Here is a 19,869-nt window from a genome sequence, read left to right on the forward strand (position 1 = left end):
AGGGACTGAGGGGAAGCCCGACAACCGATGGCCAGGAAACCGAAGAAGCAGCAGTCCGGGGGGACGCCCGCGACGGTCGCCCTGACGGCGGCGGGCGTGGACTTCACCGTCCACGCCTACGACCACGACCCCGCGCACCCCTCCTACGGCGAGGAGGCGGCCGAGGCCATGGGCGTCTCCCCCGAGCGCGTCTTCAAGACGCTCGTCGCCGACGTGGACGGCTCCCTGGTGGTCGGCGTGGTCCCGGTGGCCGGCTCCCTGGACCTCAAGGCCCTCGCGGCGGCGGTGGGCGGCAAGCGGGCCACCATGGCCGACCCGACCCTCGCCGAACGCACCACGGGCTACGTCCGCGGCGGCATCTCCCCCCTCGGCCAGCGCAAGAAGCTCCCCACGGTCCTCGACGACTCGGCCGGGACCCACCCGACGATCTGCGTCTCGGCGGGCCGACGGGGTCTCGAGGTGGAACTGGCACCGGAGGACCTGGCAAAACTGACGGACGCGGTGCTGGCACCGATCGGACGGGGCTGACCCGGACGCCGGACGGGGCTGACCCGGGCGCCGGGCGGGACGGCCACGGGCGCCGGGACGGGACTCCGCGGGCACCCGGGCAGGGCTGACACGGGCGTCGGGGCTGGTCGGGCGCAGGGCACCGGAGCGGGCGTACGCGGGCGTCGGAGCGTGGCCTGCCCCGGGCACCGGACGCACGCAGGGCACCGGGCCGGGCTGACGCAGGCCCACCGGGACGGGCGCGGGCGTCGGAGCGGGACTGACGCAGGCCGACGGACGGGACCGCCCCGAGCGACCGAACCGGGCTGACACAGGCGTCGGAGCGGATCGACGGAGGCCACCGGACCGGGCGCACGCGGGCGTCGCAGCGGGACCGACACGGGCACCGGACAGGACCACCACAGCCGACAGAACCGTACTGACACAGGCACCGGAGCCTGACGACGGAAACCACCAGGCCGGACGTACCCGGGCATCGGAGCGAGCTGACACAGGGCCGGCGGCCGGGATCGCCTCAGGCACCCGGACCGGACGCACGCGGGCATCGCAGCGGGACCGACACGGCACCGGACAAGGGCCACCACGGACGATCGAACCGGGCTCACACGGGCATCGGAGCGCAATGACGGAGGCCACCGGGACACGCGTACCCGGCCGTCGGAACGGGGCCGACACCGGCGTCGGGACTGGCCGGCGCGGGGTCGTCCGCCTGGGCCGTCAGTCGGTGTGCTCCTCCGGGTCCCGGGGTCCGAACAGCGCGGTGAGGCCGAGGTGCACCAGCAGGCCGGCGAGCGGCCACGCCAGGAGCGCCCCCTTGGCCGACAGCTTCAGCGGGGCCGAGAACGTCACGCCCTCGCCGACGGCCCGGGCGTGGGCGAGCACGTCGGACTCGGGGCCCAGCCACATCCCGAGCCGCCAGGCCAGCAGGGAGCCCAGCAGCCCGCCGAGGCCCAGGGCCACGACGAGCGGCACGCCCCCACGCCGCCGCAGCAGGAACGCCGCCACCGCGCTGACCAGCCCGAAGGCGAGCCCCAGCAGGATGAACGTGCCGTCCACCCCGACCGCCTGCTCCCCCTCGGTGTCCTTGAGGTAGACGACCCAGCTCTTGTCGATCTCGTCACCGACCAGCGGCACGTGCGGCGCCAGCCACCACCACAGCAGCCCCAGCAGCACCCCGCCCAGCGCCACCGCGACCGTGACCACGGCGGCCTCGCGCAGTTCCGTCTTCATCCCGGGGCCGTCCTGTTCATACGCGCCCGCGCCCGGCGCCCCGGGCGGCGGCGCCTGCCAGGCCTGGTGCGGGGAGTCGTCGTGCGGCGGCGGAGGCGGAGTCAGCGGTGCGGTCACCTGAACATCGTGCCAGGTCGTGCCGTGCGCCGCGTCACCGGACGGCGGCCCTGCGGTACGCCCAGGTCGCCACCGCCAGCGAGACCACTCCGACACCCGCGCACACCCCCAGGTCAGCGAGGACGACGGCCCAGTCGGGGTGGGCCCCGAAGGTCCGCGCGTACGCCTCCACGCCGTAGGTCGACGGCAGCAGATCGCGAGCCAGCCGTACGACCTCCGGCATCCGGTCGGCCGGCAGCACCCCCAGCAGCAGCGCCGCCGACATGCCCAGCTGGCCGAGGAGCGTCGCCAGCTCCGGGCGGGGCGCGAGCAGCCCGCAGGCGGCGCCGAGTCCGGCCAGCGCGGCCCCGGCGAGCGGGACGACGGCCACCAGGATCCACAGGTTGGACAGCGGCAGCCCGAACAGCACGCAGCCGAAGACGGCGGTCACCAGGGTGCCCGGCACGGTGAAGGAGGCGTACGCCGCCGCCGCGCCCAGCACCACGGCCGCCGGCGGCACCGGCAGCGTGGCGTAGTGGTCGAGTCCGCCGCTGGCCCGCAGCTGTCCGAAGTACTGCGAGAGCAGGTTCAGCGCGACGTACGCGACGACCAGCACGGAGGAGCCGGCCACGACGGACTGCGCCTCATGGCCGCTGTCGACGACGCCCCGCATCATCACGGCGATGCCGACGGACTGGAAGGTCGCCACGAACAGCAACGGGATCCGCGCCACCCGGGCCCGGGACAGCTGCGCCCGGTAGACGGCCGCCAGCGACGGCCACAGCCGCGCGGGCGGCCCCAGCTCGGCCGCGCCGGGCGCCGCGTCCGGCACGGCCCGGGCGCCGCCCGGCAGAACCTCGGCGGGTACGACACTCACGACGAGCTGCTCCTCTTCCCCACGGCAGTCGCATTTCCTGCGGCAGTCGCACAGACCCTTACGCATTCCGCGGCCGGTGCGCTCACGCCTTCACCAGCCCCTGCCGGGCCGCGCCGCCCAGCGCCAGGTAGACGTCCTCCAGACTGGGCGTGGCGAGCGTGAAGTCGTCCAGGGCGGCGAACGCGGCCCCGCCGGTCACCGTGGCGACGACGGCGCGGGCCTCCTCGGGCGCGAGCCGCAGCGTCCAGCGCCGGCCGGAGGCCACGGCCCGCTCACGCAGTACGGCGACCTCGGGCACCTCCAGCGGCGCCCGCTCCCGCCACACCAGCTCGACCCGCACCTCGCCGGCGACCTGGGCCTTGAGTCCGGCGGGGGTGTCGCAGGCGATGACCCGGCCCTGGTCGAGGACGGCGACCCGGTCCAGGACCGTCTCGGCCTCGATGACGTTGTGGGTGACCAGCAGCACGGTCGTCCCGTGCTCGGCCCGGCGCCGGTCCACGGCCGCCCACACGGCGCGCCGGGCCACCGGGTCCATGCCGGTGGTCGGCTCGTCCAGCACGAGCAGCGGCCGCTCGCCGACGAGGGCGGCGGCGAAACAGGCGAGCCGCCGCTGCCCGCCGGACAGCTTCTTCAGCGCCCGCCCGGCGATCGGGGTCAGCCCCAGCTCCTCCAGTACGGCGTCCCGCTCGGCCCGCGCCCGCCGTACGTCCAGGCCGCGCAGGCGTCCGGTGGTCTCGGCGGCGAGGGAGACGGTCAGCTCGTCCAGGGCGGTGGACTCCTGGCCGAGGTAGGCGAGGAGGCGGGCGGCCCGCTCGGGGTGGCGCACGATGTCGTGGCCGAGGATCTCGACGCTGCCCGTGTCCGGCCGCAGCAGGCCGGTGAGCTGTCGTACGAGGGTGGACTTGCCGGCGCCGTTCGGGCCGAGCAGCCCGAAGACCTCGCCGCGCCGCACGTCCAGCTCCACGCCGTCGGTGGCCCGCACCTTTGGGGTGCCCGGCGTGCCCCGCCGGCCCTTCACGGCCGGGTAGGTCTTGCCGAGCCCACGCACGCGGACGACCTCGTCGTACCGAAGTGCCTCTCCCGCGCGCGTACTCACAAAGGACGAGAGTACGGGGTCGGGGGACTTTACTCGCCTTTGGGGGTGGCTCCGCGGATTCAGTCGGCGGTGGGCGCCTGCTGCTCGGCCGCCGCCGGCACGTCGATCTCGCGCCAGAAACCCGCCCGGATGGCGTAACGGTCGTGCTCGTCGATCTGGTCGTCCTTGTGTGCGAGCAGTCCGAACCGGGCCGCGTACCGCAGCAGCTCCCCGTCGATCCGGTGCGGGATGCGCGGGTACATCTGCGACAGCCGCTGCAGATGGCCCTGGTCGCCGAGGCGGGAGATCCAGCGGCGGGCGAAGACCTGCCCCACCTCGTAGGGGTCGCCGCCGACGGTGGTGATGTCCTCCTCGCGGTCGGCCCACCGTTGCTCGGCGGTGGTGAGCTGGGCGAGCGTCGGCATGGAGGCCACCTCGGCGGGCTCGGCGACCACACCCGGCCGGTCGACCCATCCCTTGTCGGAGGACCAGCGCAGGGTCGCGGTCGCCGGGTGCTGCGGTGGCTGGGCGCCGTGCGCGCGCAGCGCGGCCAGGTCCTTCGGGGTGGGGACGCCCTTGGAGGCCGGGACCCGCTCCGCGGCGCCGTTCTCCGTGGCCGCGGGGGCGGGCGGGTGCGCGGGCTGTTCCGCGGCCCGCTCGGCCCCGGCCAGCGCGGACTCGGGCAGCGGAGCGGAGAGGATCGCGGCGATCTCGGGGCGGGGCGCGGGCGGCGGGGCACAGACGCCGGTCAGCTCCTTGGCGCGGACGGCCTGGGTGATCCAGGCCCGGTCCAGCACGCGCCGTTCGTCGGCCTCGGCGACCAGGTCCTCGGACTGGTTGTAGTCGCCGTCGGCGGCCTGGACGGCCCACAGGTGGACGGCGACGCCGTGCTCCTTGGCGGCCATCATGCCGGGCAGCAGATCGCCGTCGCCGGTGACCAGGACCACGTCGGAGCAGGCGCGGTTGCGGGCCAGCTCGGTCAGCTCGGCGTGCATGGCGGCGTCCACGCCCTTCTGGGCCCAGCGTCCGTCGCTGCGGGTGAGGGCGCCCAGCCGGACGGTCACCCGGGGCATCACGCGCAGCCGGCGGTGCTCCGGCTGGGGGACCCGGTCGGGGGCGCCGTCGAACCAGTAGATGCGCAGCAGGGGGCGCTCGGTGTCGGACTCCGCGCGCTCCCGCAGGGCCTGGATCAGCGCGGCGTGGTCGACGGTGATCCGGGATCGCGAGGGCTCGCCGGCGAGGAGGCTGGCGGCGGCACCCAGCAGATACCCGGCGTCCACCAGGACGATGCAGCGGTCCACGCGACTCACCCTCTTCCCGGGAGGTTTTGCTTCGGACTTCCTTCGAGTCTGCCCGACCGCGCGGGGGTTAACGGCCCGAACTCGATCTTCGGCGTGGCGTTTCGGGATCCCGTGCGCCCAGCTGCCCTGTCACACACGGTAATTATCCGACATGCGCCTGATGTCAGCCTATGTGAATCTGGTCCCGGCCCTGGCCCCTAGACCCCCCACAGGAGGCAGATCACCATGGCCAAGAACAAGAACCGCAAGCAGGCCGGCCCGCAGAACCGCGACCGGCGGGACGAGCACGCACAGCGCCCTCCGGCGGAGGAACACGAGTCGCCGGTGTCGCACATACAGGGCGACGCGTCGGAGGCTCCGCGCAAGAGGCAGAAGAGCTTCGGCCACAACTAAAGGGCAGTTGAAGCCCAGGCACATGGGTCGAAGCCCGGCAACAGGGAAGGGGCGCACTCCTCAGGGGTGCGCCCCTTCGCGCTGTTCGCCGGTCGCGGCCACGCGGACCGCCGTGGACCGCCGCGGGGCTCAGCCGGCCAGGCAGGACGGCCCGAGGAGCACCTTGAGGTCGCCGAACAGGGCCGGGTCGGGCTTGACCCGGTGCCGGTCCAGGCGGAGCACGGTGGTCTTGCGCGGGCCCTGGAGCCTGATCCGGACCTCGCTGTCGCCCTTGTGGTGGCTGAGGATCTCACCGAGGCGGCTGACCATCGGCGGGGTCACCTTCACCGCGGGGATGGTGAGGATCACGGGGGCGTTGGTGCCCGCGTTGGACAGGTCGGGGACCATCAGCTCCATGGCGACGAGCCGGGGCACGTCCTCGCGCTTGTCGAGCCGGCCCTTGACGAACACCACGGCGTCCTCGACCAGTTGGGTCGACACCAGCTGGTAGGTGGCCGGGAAGAACATGCACTCGATGGAGCCCGCCAGGTCCTCCACGGTGGCGATCGCCCAGGCGTTGCCCTGCTTGGTCATCTTGCGCTGGAGGCCGGAGATGATGCCGCCGATGGTGACGACCGCGCCGTCGGCGTGCTCGCCGCCGGTGAGCTGGGAGATGCCCGCGTCGGCCTTGTCGGCGAGGACGTGCTCCAGACCGAAGAGGGGATGGTCGGAGACGTACAGTCCGAGCATCTCCCGCTCCTGGGCGAGCAGATAGGTCTTGTCCCACTCGTCGGTGGAGAACTCCACGTCGAGGCCGAAGCCGGGCTCGCTGCTGGTCTCCTCGCCCATGCCGCCGAAGAGGTCGAACTGCCCCTCGGCCTCCTTGCGCTTCACGGCGACCACGTTGTCGATCATCGGCTCGTACTGCGCCATGAGGCCCTTGCGGGTGTGGCCCATCGAGTCGAAGGCGCCGGCCTTGATCAGCGACTCGGTGGTGCGCTTGTTGCAGACCACCGCCTCGACCTTGTCGAGGTAGTCGGGGAAGGAGGTGTACTTCCCCTTCGCCTTGCGGCACTTGATGATCGACTCGACCACGTTGGTGCCGACGTTGCGGACGGCGGACAGGCCGAAGAGGATCACCTCGTCGCCCTGGGCGGCGAAGTTCGCCTCGGACTCGTTGACGTTCGGCGGGAGCACGCGGATGCCCATGCGGCGGCACTCGTTGAGGTAGACCGCCGACTTGTCCTTGTCGTCCTTGACGGAGGTGAGCAGGGCGGCCATGTACTCGGCCGGGTGGTTCGCCTTCAGGTACGCCGTCCAGTACGACACCAGCCCGTACGCGGCCGAGTGCGCCTTGTTGAAGGCGTAGCCGGCGAACGGCACCAGCACGTCCCAGAGCGCCTGGATGGCTTCGTCGCTGTAGCCGTTCTTGCGGGCGCCGGCCTGGAAGATGACGAAGTTCTTCTCCAGCTCCTCCGGCTTCTTCTTGCCCATCACGCGGCGGAGGATGTCGGCCTCGCCGAGCGAGTAGCCCGCGATGATCTGGGCGGCCTTCTGCACCTGCTCCTGGTAGACGATCAGGCCGTAGGTGACGTCCAGGACCTCCTTGAGCGGCTCCTCCAGCTCGGGGTGGATCGGCGTGATCTCCTGCTGCCCGTTCTTGCGCAGCGCGTAGTTCGTGTGGGAGTTCATGCCCATCGGGCCCGGCCGGTACAGGGCCGACACGGCGGAGATGTCCTCGAAGTTGTCCGGCTTCATCAGCCGGAGCAGGGACCGCATGGGGCCGCCGTCGAACTGGAAGACGCCGAGGGTGTCGCCGCGCTGGAGCAGCTCGAAGGTCGTGGGATCGTCGAGCGGCAGGGAGAGCAGGTCGATGTCGAGGCCCTTGTTGGCCTTCACCATCTTGACCGCGTCGTCCATGATCGTGAGGTTGCGCAGGCCCAGGAAGTCCATCTTCAGCAGGCCGAGCGACTCACAGCTCGGGTAGTCCCACTGGGTGATGGTCACGCCGTCGGTGTGCCTCACCCAGACGGGGACGTGCTCGGTGATGGTCTCGCTGGACATGATCACGCCGGCGGCGTGCACGCCCATCTGCCGGACCAGGCCCTCCACGCCGCGCGCGGTGTCGATGACCTTCTTCACGTCCGGCTCGTTCTCGTACATCGAGCGGACCTCGCCGGCCTCCGAGTAGCGGGGGTGGCTGGGGTCGGTGATGCCGGACAGCGGGATGCCCTTGCCGAGGACGTCGGCGGGCATGGCCTTGGTGATGCGGTCGCCCATCGCGTACGGGTAGCCCAGCACGCGCGCGGAGTCCTTGATCGCGTTCTTGGCCTTGATGGTGCCGTAGGTGCCGATCATGGCGACCTTGTCGGCGCCGTACTTCTCGGTGACGTACCGGATCACCTCGACGCGCCGGCGCTCGTCGAAGTCGATGTCGACATCGGGCATCGAGATGCGCTCGGGGTTGAGGAACCGCTCGAAGATCAGGCCGTGCGGGATGGGGTCGAGGTCGGTGATGCCGAGGGCGTAGGCCACGATCGAGCCGGCCGCGGAGCCCCGGCCGGGGCCGACCGCGATGCCCTGCTTCTTGGCCCACATGATGAAGTCGGCGACCACGAGGAAGTAGCCCGGGAAGCCCATCGAGATGATCGTGTCCATCTCGTACTCGGCCTGCTTCTGGCGGTCCTCGGGGATGCCGCCGGGGAAGCGGCGCTCCATGCCGCGGCGGACCTCCTCCTTGAACCAGGTGACCTCGGTGTAGCCCTCGGGGATGTCGAACTTGGGCATGAGGTCGCGCTTCTCGAACATGCCGGTGGTGTCCACCATCTCGGCGATCAGGAGGGTGTTGGCACAGCCCTCCTGCCAGGCGTCCGAGGAGTCGATGGCGTACATCTCGTCCGTGGACTTCAGGTAGTAGCCGGTGCCGTCGAACTTGAAGCGGTCGGGGTCGGAGAGGTTCTTGCCGGTCTGGATGCACAGCAGGGCGTCGTGGGCGCCCGCCTCGTGCGCGTACGTGTAGTGCGAGTCGTTGGTGACCAGCGGGGGGATGCCGAGCTTCTTGCCGATCTCCAGCAGGCCGTCGCGGACCCGGCGCTCGATCTCGATGCCGTGGTCCATCAGCTCCAGGAAGTACTTGTCCTTGCCGAAGATGTCCTGGTAGTCGGCGGCGGCCTTCAGGGCCTCGTCGAAGTGGCCGAGGCGCAGCCGGGTCTGCACCTCGCCGGAGGGGCAGCCGGTGGAGGCGACGATGCCCTCGGACCACCGGGCGATGGTCTCCTTGTCCATCCGGGGCCACTTCTGCAGCCAGCCCTCGGCGTAGGCGTCGGAGGACAGGCGGAAGAGGTTGTGGAGCCCGGTCCGGTTCACCGCCCACATCGTCTTGTGCGTGTAACCGCCGGAGCCGGAGATGTCGTCGCGCTTCTGGTGCGGCTGGCCCCAGAGGATCTTGCGCTTGTTGCGCCGGGACTCGGGGGCGACATAGGCCTCGATCCCGATGATCGGGGTGATTCCGGCCTTCTTCGCGGAGTGGAAGAAGTCGTACGCCCCGTGGAGGTTGCCGTGGTCGGACATGGCGATGTGCGTCATGCCCATCTCGTTGCACGCGTTGAACATGTCCTTCAGCCGCGCGGCACCGTCCAGCAGCGAGTACTGGGTATGGACGTGCAGGTGCGTGAAGGGCGGCTTCGACACGGTTTGGCCTCCAACGGAAACACTCGGCGACGGGTGGGCGGACACTCTGGGGGACAGCGTCGAAGTCTATGCCCCGGGACCGACACCGGGATGAAGACTTGGCGCGAAGCGCCTCGACGGCGGGTGGTGGCCGGGCGACGGCGGGCACCTCCGCGTACCTTCGTGCGTTGGAAACGACAGAGACGCTGTCGTACAGGCACTGCACCAGGAGGCACCCAGCGATGTCGGTCCCCCAGCTCGACGAGGAGCAGCGCGGCGAGGAGATCCTCGCCGTCTTCGACACCGCCTTCGGCCGGCTCCTGGCCGCCGACCCGGCAGCGTTCCGGGTGAAGTTCCGGAAGATGGCGGCCTCGGCCTTCGCCTTCTACCGGGGCACGGCGGCCCTCTTCTACCACGACCTCGACACCGAGAAGCGCGGCGGTCCGTACCTGGACGACCGCACCTCGCGCGTGTGGATCCACGGCGATCTGCACGCGGAGAACTTCGGCACGTACATGGACTCCAACGGCCGCCTGGTCTTCAACGTCAACGACTTCGACGAGGCCTACGTCGGCCCGTTCACCTGGGACCTGAAGCGCTTCGCGGCGTCCGTGGCGCTGATCGGGTACGCGAAGGCGCTCAGTGACGCGCAGATCACCGAGCTGGTGACGGTCTACGCCACCGCCTACCGCGAGCGCGTCCACGCCCTGGCCACGGGCGCGAAGCGGGACGAGGTGCCGCCGTTCACGCTGGACACCGCGCAGGGTCCGCTGCTGGACGCGCTGCGTGACGCCCGCTCGCTGACCCGGTTCGGGCTGCTGGAGTCGATGACCGAGATCCGTGACTTCGAGCGCCGCTTCGCCGCCGGCGGCGGCTCCGTCGAGCTGGACGCGGCGACCCGCTACAAGGTCCTGGCGGCCTTCGACGGCTATCTGGAGACCCTGCCGGACTCCTCCCTGGCCCGCCCGGACTCCTACCGGGTGAAGGACGTCGTGGGCCGCCGGGGCATCGGCATCGGTTCGGCGGGCCTGCCGTCGTACAACATCCTCCTGGAGGGCCACAGCGACGCCCTGGAGAACGATGTCGTGATCTACATCAAACAGGCCCAGACCCCGGCCGTCTCCCGCCACATCACGGATCCGGCCATCGCGGAGTACTTCCGGCACGAGGGCCACCGCACCGTGATCTCCCAGCGCGCCCTGCAGGCGCACGCCGACCCGTGGCTCGGCTGGACCGAGCTGGACGGGGCCGGCCAGCTGGTCGCCGAGGTCTCGCCGTACGCCGTCGACCTGGACTGGGACGACATCGACGACCTGGAGGAGATCGCGGCCGTCGTCGCCGACCTGGGCCGGGCCACCGCCGCGATGCACGCGGCGGCGGACGACACCTCCGGCGAGTCCCTGGTGCCGTTCTCCACCGAGCGGGCCATCGACGCGGCGATCGCGGCCGACGAGGAGGGCTTCGCGCCCCTGCTGGTGGACTTCGCGCACGCCTACGGCGCACGCGCGCGTGCCGACCACCAGATCTTCGTCGACCTGTTCCGCAACGGCCGGATCCCGGGGCTGTAGTCCCCGCGGATTCACAGGCACCCTTTAGGGGTCCCTTACTCGCCTACGTGACAAACTCTCCTTTCGCTATGGACATGTCCGGGACCCCGCTCAGAGCCGTGCGCGCGGCGCTGTTCACGGCCTTCGTCGTGACGCTCAGCACCGCGTCGCACGTGCTGCTGTCCCGTGCTCCGCTGCCCCTGGCGACCGTGGGCGCGGTCACCGCCGGGGTCTTCGTCACCGCGTACGCGCTGGCGCGCCGCGAGCGCGGCTTCGGCCGGATCGCGGCCCTGCTGATCCCGCTGGAGCTGGCCGCCGACACGGTGTTCACCACCGGCCAGCACACCTGCTACGGCCCGGCGGGCGGCCCGGTCGCGGGCCCGCTGCGGGCGGTCGGCCTGGACGTGCTGTGCCAGGGCCCGGTGGGCGGCCCGCTGGCGCGGATGACCGGCGGCGCCGACGGCGCCGGAGCGCTGCTCGCGCACGCCGGCCCGGCCGCCGCCTGGCTGCTGCTCGCCGCGCACGTCGGCGTGGGCCTGCTCGCCGCCGCCTGGCTGCGCCGGGGCGAGCGGGCGCTGACCCAGCTGCTGCGCGCGGTCGCAGCGACCACCTTCCGGCCGTTGCTGCTCGCGGTGGCCGCGGTCGCCGTACGGCCGCTCCCGGCCCGCCGGCTGCCCCGCCCGGCCCCGCGCCGGGCCGCGGCCCGCGACCGGCTCCTCGCGCACTCCCTGGGACGGCGTGGACCGCCGTGCTCTCCGGCCTTCGCCTGAGCACGATCAGTCCCCCCTACGTATCCCGCGTACGACGTGTGCGCGTCCCACATGGAGATCACCAACATGAGCAAGCGGAACAGCCAGGCGGCGAAGACGGCGGCCCGGGAGCGGCTGCGCCAGGAGCGCGAGCGGCAGGCCAAGCGCGACAAGGTCAGGCGGCAGCTGATCGTGGCCGCCTCCGTGGTCGGTGTCCTGGCCGCGGCCGGCGGCATAGGCTGGGCGGTCGTCCAGGCCAACAAGCCCGCCTACTGGGAGGCCGCGAAGGACGACAAGCTCGTCAAGCCCGCCAACACCACGGGCAAGGACGGCACGACGATCCTCGTCGGCAAGAGCAGCGCCAAGAAGACCCTGGTGATGTACGAGGACCCGCGCTGCCCGATCTGCGCCGACTTCGAGCAGGCGGTCGGCCCGACCGTCGAGAAGGACCTCGACGCCGGCAAGTTCAAGATCAAGTATGTCGTCGCCACCTTCCTCGACAGGAACCTGACCGGTGAGGGCTCCAAGAACGCGCTCAGCGCCCTGGGCGCCGCCCTCGACGTCAGCCCGGAGGCGTTCCTCGAATACAAGTCCGCGATGTACTCGAAGAAGTGGCACCCCGCGGAGACCACCGACGAGTTCAAGGACGACGCCTACCTCATCAAGATCGCCGACACGGTCCCCGCCCTGAAGGGCAACGCGGCTTTCCAGAAGGCCGTGAAGGAGGGCACCTACGACCGGTGGGCGCTGGAGGAGTCGAAAATCTTCGACAAGGACGGCATTTCGGGCACCCCGACCCTGAAGATGGACGGCAAGACGCTGACGGGCCCCGACGGCAAGTCCGCGCCCATGACGACCGCCGATTTCAACACCGCGCTGAACAAGGTCCTCAAGGGCTGAGCCGCCCCGCCACGGAGGCGTCCGAGCCGACGCCCGGTCAAAGGGCGGGCGAACTTTACGCGTTCGCCCGCCTTCGCGCGGTACCGATCAGTAACCTGATCGACCGTGACCAGTCGATACAGATCATCCGAGGCCTCCCAGGGCCTCGGCAGCTTCTCGCCCCGCCGCCGTACGGTCGTCAAGGCCGCGGCGGCGACCGCTGTCCTGGCCGGCCCGCTGGCCGCCGCCCTGCCGGCCCGCGCCGCCACGGACGCCCCCGCCTTCCTCCACGGCGTCGCCTCCGGTGACCCGCTGCCCGACGGCATCCTGCTGTGGACCCGCGTGACCCCGACGCCGGAGGCCATACCGGGCTCCGGCATCGGCCCGGACACCGAGGTCGGCTGGGTCGTCGCCAGGGACAAGGCGTTCACCAGCATCGTCGCCAAGGGCTCCACCACCGCGACGGCCGCCGCCGACCACACCGTGAAGGCCGACATCCGTGGCCTGCAGCCGGCCACCGACTACTGGTTCCGGTTCTCGGCCGGCGGCACCGACTCCCCGGTGGCGCGCACCCGCACCGCGCCGGCGGCGGACGCGGACGTCCCGGGCCTGCGGTTCGGCGTGGTCTCCTGCGCCAACTGGGAGGCGGGCCACTTCTCCGCCTACCGCCACCTCGCCGCCCGCAACGACCTCGACGCCTGGCTGCACCTCGGCGACTACATATACGAGTACAAGTCCGGCGAGTACGCGGCCCGGGGCAAGGTCGTCCGCCCGCACGCGCCGGCCAACGAGATCCTCACCCTCGCCGACTACCGGATCCGGCACGCGAAGTACAAGACCGACCCCGACCTCCAGGCCCTGCACCTGAAGGCGCCGGTCGTCGCGATCTGGGACGACCACGAGTTCGCCGACAACGCCTGGTCGGGGGGCGCGGTCAACCACACCGAGGGCGCCGAGGGCACCTGGTCGGCCCGTCAGGCCGCCGCGAAGCAGGCCTACTTCGAGTGGATGCCGGTCCGCCCGGCCCTCGCCGGTACCACCTACCGCCGGCTGCGCTTCGGCAAGCTCGCCGACCTGTCTCTGCTGGACCTGCGCTCCTTCCGCTCCCAGCAGGCGTCCACGGCGAGCGGTGCCGTGGACGACCCGGACCGCACGCTCACCGGGCGCGCCCAGCTCGACTGGCTCAAGGCCGGGCTGAAGGCCTCCGACACCAGGTGGCGGCTGGTCGGCAACTCGGTGATGATCTCGCCGTTCTCCTTCGGCTCCCTCTCCGCCGACCTGCTCAAGCCGCTCGCCAAGCTGCTCGGGCTGCCGCAGGAGGGCATCGCCGCCAACACCGACCAGTGGGACGGCTACACCGACGACCGCCGCGAACTCCTCGCCCACCTGCGCTCGAACGCCATCGGCAACACCGTCTTCCTGACCGGTGACATCCACATGGCGTGGGCCAACGACGTTCCGGTGGACGCGGGCACCTACCCGCTGTCGGCGTCGGCCGCCACCGAGTTCGTGGTGACCTCGGTGACCTCCGACAACCTGGACGACATCGTGAAGGTGCCCGAGGGCACGGTCTCCGCGGTCGCCGCGCCGGTCATCAGGGCCGCCAACCGGCACGTCCACTGGGTGGACACCGACCGGCACGGCTACGGCGTGCTGGACATCACGGCCGAGCGGGCACAGATGGACTACTACGTCCTGTCCGACCGCACCGACCCGAACGCCACCGCCGGCTGGGCGCGTTCCTATCGCACCCGCAGCGGCACGCAGAAGGTCGAGCGGACCTACGACCCGGTGTGACCCTCCTTGAGGTGACCGCTCAGCCGAGCGATTCGAGGAAGCCGAGCGCCACCCGCCAGGTGGCCTCGGCGGCCTCCTCGTCGTAGTCCGGCAGCCCGGGGTCGGTGTAGAGGTGCCCGGCCCCGGCGTACCGGTAGATCTCCACGTCGGCGCCCACCCGGCCCATCTGCAGGTACCAGGCGCTCAGCCAGTCGTCCGTCTCGAACGGGTCGGGCTCGGCGACGTGCAGCTGCACCGGCAGCTCGTCCACGTCCGCGTTCGGCGCGATGTCCGAGGTGCCGTGCAGGAGCAGCAGCCCGCGGGCGTTGTCGTCGCCGAGGGCCAGGGTCTGCGCGACGGAGGCCCCGAGCGAGAACCCGGCGTACACCAGCCCCCGGTCCGAAAACGGCGCCGCCGCCAGCACGGCCCGCTTCAGCAGCTCCTCCTTGCCGATGCCCTCCTTGAACTCCATGCCCTCCTCGACGGTGTCGAACGTGCGTCCCTCGAAGAGGTCCGGCGTCCACACCTCGTGGCCCGCCGCGCGCAGCCGGTCCGCGGCCTCCCGCACCGCGGGCCTGAGCCCGTAGGTCGAGTGAAAAAGCATGATGTTCATGAGGCCATGGTGCCAGCCGGGGACGACGGTGGCGGTGCCGCCTTACCCACGAACACGCCGAACTCACATGTTCATGCCCTGCACGCGCCGGTTAGGAGCGGAGGCATGGAGAACGTACTCCGCCCCCTGATCGTGCTCGGCGGCACGGTGCTGCTGACCCTGGCCATCGGCTGGGTCACCGACCGGCTGCTGCGCAAGGCCGACGACCGCGACCACGGCACCCCCCTGTGGGGGCTGCTTCGGCGGGCCCGCATCCCCTACCAGCTCGTGCTGTGCACCGCCATGCTGCGCGGATCGTACGACCAGACGAAGCTGCTGGAGCGGCACCAGGTCGGCATCGGCCGGGCACTCACGCTGGTACTGATCGGATCGGCCTCCTGGCTGGTGATCCGGATCGCCGCGGCGATCGTCGAGACCTCCTACTCCCGCTACGCCCGTGCCCACCGCGACGCGGCCCGGGTGCGCCGGGTGCGCACGCAGGTGGAGCTGATCATGCGGGTGGTGTCCGCGATCGTCATCGTCGTGGCCGCCTCGTCGATGCTGCTGACGTTCCCGGCGATGCGCGCGGCGGGCGCCTCCCTGCTGGCCTCGGCGGGCATCATCGCCGCCATCGCCGGTGTCGCGGCCCAGTCGACGCTCTCCAACATGTTCGCCGGGCTGCAGATCGCCTTCGGTGACATGGTGCGCATAGGCGACACCGTCGTGGTCGACGGCGAGTGGGGCACCGTGGAGGAGATCACCCTCACCTTCCTGACGGTCCGGACCTGGGACGAGCGCCGGATCACCATGCCCGTGTCGTACTTCACCTCCAAGCCCTTCGAGAACTGGTCCCGCGGCACCCCGCAGATGACGGGCACCGTCTACTGGCACCTGGACCACAGCGCACCCGTCGAGGCCATGCGCGAGAAGCTCCGCGACATCCTGCGCCACTGCCCGGCCTGGGACGGCCGCGCCTACGGCCTGGTGGTGACGGACACCACGCCGAACACCATCCAGGTGCGGGCCCTGGTGACGGCGAAGGACGCGGACGACATCTGGACGGTCCGGGTCGCGGTCCGCGAGCAGATGATCACCTGGCTGTCCGCGGAGCACCCCTACGCGCTGCCCCGGGTGAACACCGCCGACGCGGTGCTCCCGCCGTACCGCGTCCCGTCTCCCGACCGCGCCTCGCTCCGCAGGGCCTACGACTTCCCGCGCACCGGCCGGGGCTGACGGCCGGGGTTCAGTGGCCGCGCTCGGCGCCGCCGTTCACCTGGATCACCTGCGAGGTGATGTGGCCGGCGGCGGGCGAGGCCAGCCAGTGCAGCGTCGCGGCCACGTCCCCGGGTATGCCGGCGCGGCCGGTCGAGGTGTCGGCGACGAGCCTGCCGCGCCGGTCCTCGTCCATGGTGTCCCCGAAGAACTCGGTGTCCTCCACGTATCCGGGGGCGACCACGTTCACGGTGATGCCGCGCGGGCCCAGCTGCCGGGCCAGGTCGTGGGCGTAGGGGTGCAGCCCGGCCTTGGCCGCAGCGTAGGCGCCCGTGCCCGAGCCCCGGTAGGCGGCGATGGAACTCAGGAACAGCACCCGCCCGCCGGGCTCGGCGAGCCGGGGCTTCAGCGCCTCGGTGAGGAGGGCGGCGGTCAGGGTGTTCTGCCGGAAGTTGAGGGTCCAGTCGTGGGCGACCCGGTCGAGGGGGTCGTCGCTGCCGGCCGGGGGCTCCAGGTATCCGGCGCCTCCGGCGCTGTTCACCAGCACGTCGACGGTGCCCAGCCGCTCGGCGACGAAGCGGGCGGCGTCGCGCACCCGGGCGGGCTCGGAGAGGTCCGCGGCGTAGCTGAGCGCCCCGGCCACCCCGGCCTTCTCCAGCACCTCGGCGCGTCGCCCGAGCAACAGCACACGGTCCCCGTCCGCCGCGAAGGCGTGCGCCGCCGCCAGGCCGATGCCCGTACCCCCGCCGCTGATCACGATGTTGCGAGTCATGATCCGAGCGTACGAGCGGAGCCCCGGCGGTGTCGGGAGTTATCCACAGGATCGGCACATTCGTATGGCTGACGGGCACATACGCCGTTCCGCTCAGCGCAGGCTGCGGACGTCGAGGTGGCGCAGCACCCGGTCCACGATCTCGGGGTCCGCGCCGGGCTCGCTCCGCGCCGCCAGCACCTCGTGGCGGGCGGCGCTCAGCATCTCGTTCTGGATGCGCCGCACCCGCCTGATCCGCTTGACCCGTTGGTGCTGCGCCTCGCGCCGCTCGTCCTCCCCCATGTCCGGGCTGATCCGGATGCCGATGTCGAAGGCCCGCCGCAGCATCTGCTCGGACAGTTCCTCGGGCAGCTCCTCCACCTGCTCGATCTCCCGCAGCCGGCGCTTCGCCGCCTTCGCTGCCCGCACCGCCAGCTCCTTCTCGTACTCCTTCTCCCGCTCCGAGTCGGCCCGCACCCCGAGCCGCTTCACCAGCCACGGCAGCGTCAGTCCCTGCACCACCAGCGTGGCGATGATCACCCCGAAGGCGATGAAGACGATCTCGTCCCGGTCGGGGAAGGGAGAGCCGTGCTCCGTCCTGAGCGGCACGGCCAGCGCCAGCGCCACCGAGGCCACCCCGCGCATCCCGGACCACCACATCACGACGGTCTCCCGCCAGCTCACCGGGATCTCCTCCTCGTAGTCCCGGCGGGCGTGCAGCCGCTTGGTCAGCCAGGTCGCCGGCAGCAGCCAGAGCAGCCGCACGACGACCACCACGCCCACGACGGCGGCGGCCCAGCCGAGCATCTCGCCCCAGCGCCCCTGGGCCGTGCGGATGGCGTTGTGCAGTTCGAGCCCGATGAGCCCGAAGGCGACCCCCGTGACGAGGGTGTCGATGATGTCCCAGAAGGTGTGCCCGGCGAGCCGGGTCATCACGTCGTCGGCGTCGGTGGCGTACTCGGCGAGGAAGAGGGCCGTGGTGAGCACGGCCAGCACCCCGGAGCCGTGCAGCTTCTCCGCGAGCACGTAGGAGGCGTACGGCACCAGCAGGGTCATGCCGATCTGCAGGGTCGGATCGCCCAGCAGGTCCATCAGCCTGTTCGCGCCCCAGCCCAGCACCAGCCCGACGGCCACCGCGACGACGGCGGACAGCACCAGGTCGAGCCCGGCCTGCCAGGGGGAGAACGCGCCGCTCACGGCGGCCGCGATCGCCACGTGGTACAGCACGATGGCGGTCACGTCGTTGAAGAGCCCCTCGCCCTCCAGGATCGACACCAGGCGGCGCGGCAGCCCCAGCTGTCCCGCGACGCTGGTAGCGGCGACCGGGTCGGGCGGCGCCACCAGGGCGCCCAGCGCGACGGCGGCGGCGATCGGCAGCCCGGGCACGATCGCGTTGGCGACGAGGGCCACGCACACCGTCGTCACGAAGACCAGGGCGACTGCGAGCAGGAGGATCGGGCGGACGTTGGCCGCGAACTGCCGCCAGGACGTGCGGCGCACCGCGGCGTAGAGCAGCGGCGGCAGGAGGCCGGGCAGGATCAGCTCGGGCGGGATGTCCACGTTGGGTACGAAGTCGGCCACCGCCAGGGCCCCGCCGAGCAGGGTCATCAGCACCGGCGCCGGCACCCCGAACCGGTCCCCCAGCGGGACGCTCACCAAGGCCCCGAGCAGCAGTACGAACAACAGAGCCAGCTGATCCACGGACGGCGCTCCGGGGGTCGACGATCACACGGCAGGTCTCCAGCCTGCCATGACGCCTGCCCCCCGGCCCCGTTCCGACGCCTCCCCGGGCGGCGACGCCCGCTACAGGGACCGGCGCATCGCCCGGTGCGGAAGCCCCGCGTCCGGGAACTCCGGGCCGTACGCCTCGTAGCCGAGCCGTTCGTAGAAGCCCAGGGCGTGGGTCTGGGCGTGCAGGTCCACGGCCGTCAGGCCACGCGCGCGTGCCGCGTCCTCGATGGCGCGCACCAGGGCCGCGCCGACTCCGAGCCCGCGCGCCTCGCGGGAGACGGCGAGCCGGCCCAGGGAGCCCACCGCCGGGTCCCCGCCGGTCCTGGCGGCCGCCGCCTCGCCGTACAGCAGCCGTCCGGTGCCCAGCGGCACCCCGTCCGCGCGCACCGCCAGCACGTGCACGGCCACGGCGTCGTGGGCGTCGTACTCGATGTCCTCGGCGACGCCCTGCTCGACCACGAAGACCTCCTTGCGGACCGCGAAGCAGGCCTCGCGGTCGGCGGGGTCCTCGGCGACCCGGACGGTGTACGGCCGGCTCACGCGTACGTCTCCTCCCTGACCTGGTCGAGGGCCTTCTGGAGGTCCTCGGGGTAGTCGCTCTCGAACTCCACCCAGCTGCCGTCCCCCGGGTGCTCGAAACCGAGGCGTACGGCGTGCAGCCACTGGCGGGTCAGGCGCAGCCGCTTGGCGAGGGTCGGGTCGGCGCCGTAGGTGAGGTCGCCGACGCAGGGGTGGCGGTGGGCGGCCATGTGGACGCGGATCTGGTGGGTGCGGCCCGTCTCCAGCTTCACGTCCAGCAGGGAGGCGGCGCGGAAGGCCTCGATGAGGTCGTAGTGGGTCACCGACGGCTTGCCCTCGGCGGTGACCGCCCACTTGTAATCGTGCTGGGGGTGGCGGCCGATCGGGGCGTCGATGGTGCCGCTCGTCGGGTCCGGGTGGCCCTGGACCAGCGTGTGGTAGCGCTTGTCGACCGTGCGCTCCTTGAACTGGCGCTTCAGCGACGTGTACGCGTACTCCGACTTGGCGACGACCATCAGGCCGGAGGTGCCGACGTCCAGTCGGTGCACGATGCCCTGGCGCTCGGCGGCGCCGGAGGTGGAGATCCGGTATCCGGCGGCGGCGAGACCGCCGATGACGGTGGGCCCGGACCAGCCCGGCGACGGGTGCGCGGCCACGCCGACCGGCTTGACGATCACGACCACGTCATCGTCGTCGTGCACGATCTCCATGCCCTCGACCGGTTCGGCGACCACCTGCACCGGCGCGGGGGCCTGCGGCATCTCGACCTCCAGCCAGGCGCCGCCGTGCACCCGCTCGGACTTGCCGACCACCGCGCCGTCGACCTGGACCTTGCCGGCCGCGGCCAGCTCGGCCGCCTTCGTGCGGGAGAAGCCGAACATGCGGGAGATGGCGGCGTCGACGCGCTCGCCCTCCAGGCCGTCGGGCACGGGCAGGGTACGGATCTCGGGAATCGTGCTCACCCGTCGAGTATGCCGGACGGGCCG

At 71.9% G+C, this 19,869-nt stretch carries 17 protein-coding genes; 7 read left to right on the plus strand and 10 right to left on the minus strand.

All coding sequences use genetic code 11. The features are described from left to right. Positions 1-27: 27 nt before the first annotated feature. Positions 28-528 carry a Cys-tRNA(Pro) deacylase gene (ybaK, locus tag ACZ7N4_RS00575; RefSeq protein WP_471352145.1) on the plus strand — a complete coding sequence of 167 codons (501 nt, stop codon included), beginning with the start codon at positions 28-30 and terminating at the stop codon, positions 526-528. A 696-nt stretch (positions 529-1,224) separates the two neighbouring features. On the opposite strand, the gene ACZ7N4_RS00580 is transcribed toward ybaK, so the two are convergent. The 4 genes from ACZ7N4_RS00580 to ACZ7N4_RS00595 form a co-directional block, all read right to left on the minus strand. Then, positions 1,225-1,854, minus strand: a complete 630-nt coding sequence (locus tag ACZ7N4_RS00580) for an AAA family ATPase (RefSeq protein WP_471352148.1) — start codon at positions 1,852-1,854, stop codon at positions 1,225-1,227. A 34-nt stretch (positions 1,855-1,888) separates the two neighbouring features. Further along, positions 1,889-2,710 carry an ABC transporter permease gene (locus tag ACZ7N4_RS00585; protein ID WP_471352150.1) on the minus strand — a complete coding sequence of 274 codons (822 nt, stop codon included), beginning with the start codon at positions 2,708-2,710 and terminating at the stop codon, positions 1,889-1,891. Positions 2,711-2,792: 82 nt separating this feature from the next. Continuing rightward, positions 2,793-3,806: an ABC transporter ATP-binding protein gene (locus tag ACZ7N4_RS00590; RefSeq protein WP_471352154.1), complete on the minus strand. Its 1,014-nt coding sequence runs from the start codon at positions 3,804-3,806 to the stop codon at positions 2,793-2,795. Positions 3,807-3,865: 59 nt separating this feature from the next. Beyond that, positions 3,866-5,086, minus strand: a complete 1,221-nt coding sequence (locus tag ACZ7N4_RS00595) for an NYN domain-containing protein (protein WP_471352156.1) — start codon at positions 5,084-5,086, stop codon at positions 3,866-3,868. Positions 5,087-5,311: 225 nt separating this feature from the next. Here ACZ7N4_RS00595 and ACZ7N4_RS00600 point away from each other — a divergent pair, with 225 nt between their 5' ends. Next, positions 5,312-5,479 (plus strand): hypothetical protein, encoded by a 168-nt coding sequence (locus ACZ7N4_RS00600; RefSeq protein WP_471352159.1) that lies wholly within the window; start codon positions 5,312-5,314, stop codon positions 5,477-5,479. Between the two features lie 129 nt (positions 5,480-5,608). Here the strand turns inward: ACZ7N4_RS00600 and dnaE are convergent, their stop codons facing one another. Next, entirely contained in the window at positions 5,609-9,148 is a 3,540-nt protein-coding gene (gene dnaE / locus ACZ7N4_RS00605) for a DNA polymerase III subunit alpha (RefSeq protein WP_471352162.1), read from the minus strand. A 221-nt stretch (positions 9,149-9,369) separates the two neighbouring features. On the opposite strand from dnaE, the gene ACZ7N4_RS00610 reads away from it, so the two are divergent. The 4 genes from ACZ7N4_RS00610 to ACZ7N4_RS00625 all read left to right on the plus strand — a co-directional run bounded on the left by ACZ7N4_RS00610 (position 9,370) and on the right by ACZ7N4_RS00625 (position 14,099). Further along, entirely contained in the window at positions 9,370-10,695 is a 1,326-nt protein-coding gene (locus ACZ7N4_RS00610) for a DUF2252 domain-containing protein (RefSeq protein ID WP_471352165.1), read from the plus strand. Positions 10,696-10,763: 68 nt separating this feature from the next. After that, positions 10,764-11,444: a hypothetical protein gene (locus ACZ7N4_RS00615; protein ID WP_471352168.1), complete on the plus strand. Its 681-nt coding sequence runs from the start codon at positions 10,764-10,766 to the stop codon at positions 11,442-11,444. A gap of 66 nt (positions 11,445-11,510) precedes the next feature. After that, positions 11,511-12,323, plus strand: a complete 813-nt coding sequence (locus ACZ7N4_RS00620) for a thioredoxin domain-containing protein (protein ID WP_471352171.1) — start codon at positions 11,511-11,513, stop codon at positions 12,321-12,323. A gap of 105 nt (positions 12,324-12,428) precedes the next feature. Further along, entirely contained in the window at positions 12,429-14,099 is a 1,671-nt protein-coding gene (locus ACZ7N4_RS00625; protein ID WP_471352173.1) for an alkaline phosphatase D family protein, read from the plus strand. A gap of 19 nt (positions 14,100-14,118) precedes the next feature. On the opposite strand, the gene ACZ7N4_RS00630 is transcribed toward ACZ7N4_RS00625, so the two are convergent. After that, positions 14,119-14,691, minus strand: a complete 573-nt coding sequence (locus ACZ7N4_RS00630; RefSeq protein WP_471352176.1) for a dienelactone hydrolase family protein — start codon at positions 14,689-14,691, stop codon at positions 14,119-14,121. A gap of 105 nt (positions 14,692-14,796) precedes the next feature. Between ACZ7N4_RS00630 and ACZ7N4_RS00635 the strand changes: the two genes are divergently transcribed. Beyond that, complete coding sequence (locus ACZ7N4_RS00635) at positions 14,797-15,903, plus strand: mechanosensitive ion channel family protein (protein WP_471352179.1); 1,107 nt, start codon at positions 14,797-14,799, stop codon at positions 15,901-15,903. Positions 15,904-15,913: 10 nt separating this feature from the next. On the opposite strand, the gene ACZ7N4_RS00640 is transcribed toward ACZ7N4_RS00635, so the two are convergent. The 4 genes from ACZ7N4_RS00640 to ACZ7N4_RS00655 form a co-directional block, all read right to left on the minus strand. Further along, entirely contained in the window at positions 15,914-16,654 is a 741-nt protein-coding gene (locus ACZ7N4_RS00640; protein WP_471352183.1) for an SDR family NAD(P)-dependent oxidoreductase, read from the minus strand. A gap of 93 nt (positions 16,655-16,747) precedes the next feature. Continuing rightward, a complete protein-coding gene (locus ACZ7N4_RS00645; RefSeq protein ID WP_471352186.1) occupies positions 16,748-18,334 on the minus strand; it encodes a Na+/H+ antiporter in 1,587 nt (528 codons plus the stop codon). A gap of 102 nt (positions 18,335-18,436) precedes the next feature. Continuing rightward, positions 18,437-18,904, minus strand: a complete 468-nt coding sequence (locus ACZ7N4_RS00650; RefSeq protein ID WP_471352190.1) for a GNAT family N-acetyltransferase — start codon at positions 18,902-18,904, stop codon at positions 18,437-18,439. Next, positions 18,901-19,845 carry an RluA family pseudouridine synthase gene (locus ACZ7N4_RS00655; RefSeq protein WP_471352193.1) on the minus strand — a complete coding sequence of 315 codons (945 nt, stop codon included), beginning with the start codon at positions 19,843-19,845 and terminating at the stop codon, positions 18,901-18,903. Before ACZ7N4_RS00655 ends, ACZ7N4_RS00650 begins: the two co-directional genes overlap by 4 nt. Positions 19,846-19,869: the final 24 nt, after the last annotated feature.

The organism is Streptomyces sp. NPDC107654 (assembly GCF_055639035.1).

Bases quoted from the DNA above. Each gene is read 5' to 3' on its own strand.
- ybaK (WP_471352145.1), top strand. From the start codon at position 28: ATGGCCAGGAAACCGAAGAAGCAGCAGTCCGGGGGGACGCCCGCGACG.
- ACZ7N4_RS00610 (WP_471352165.1), top strand. From the start codon at position 9,370: ATGTCGGTCCCCCAGCTCGACGAGGAGCAGCGCGGCGAGGAGATCCTC.
- ACZ7N4_RS00630 (WP_471352176.1), bottom strand. From the start codon at position 14,691: ATGAACATCATGCTTTTTCACTCGACCTACGGGCTCAGGCCCGCGGTG.
- ACZ7N4_RS00620 (WP_471352171.1), top strand. From the start codon at position 11,511: ATGAGCAAGCGGAACAGCCAGGCGGCGAAGACGGCGGCCCGGGAGCGG.
- ACZ7N4_RS00640 (WP_471352183.1), bottom strand. From the start codon at position 16,654: ATGACTCGCAACATCGTGATCAGCGGCGGGGGTACGGGCATCGGCCTG.
- ACZ7N4_RS00615 (WP_471352168.1), top strand. From the start codon at position 10,764: ATGGACATGTCCGGGACCCCGCTCAGAGCCGTGCGCGCGGCGCTGTTC.
- ACZ7N4_RS00600 (WP_471352159.1), top strand. From the start codon at position 5,312: ATGGCCAAGAACAAGAACCGCAAGCAGGCCGGCCCGCAGAACCGCGAC.
- ACZ7N4_RS00635 (WP_471352179.1), top strand. From the start codon at position 14,797: ATGGAGAACGTACTCCGCCCCCTGATCGTGCTCGGCGGCACGGTGCTG.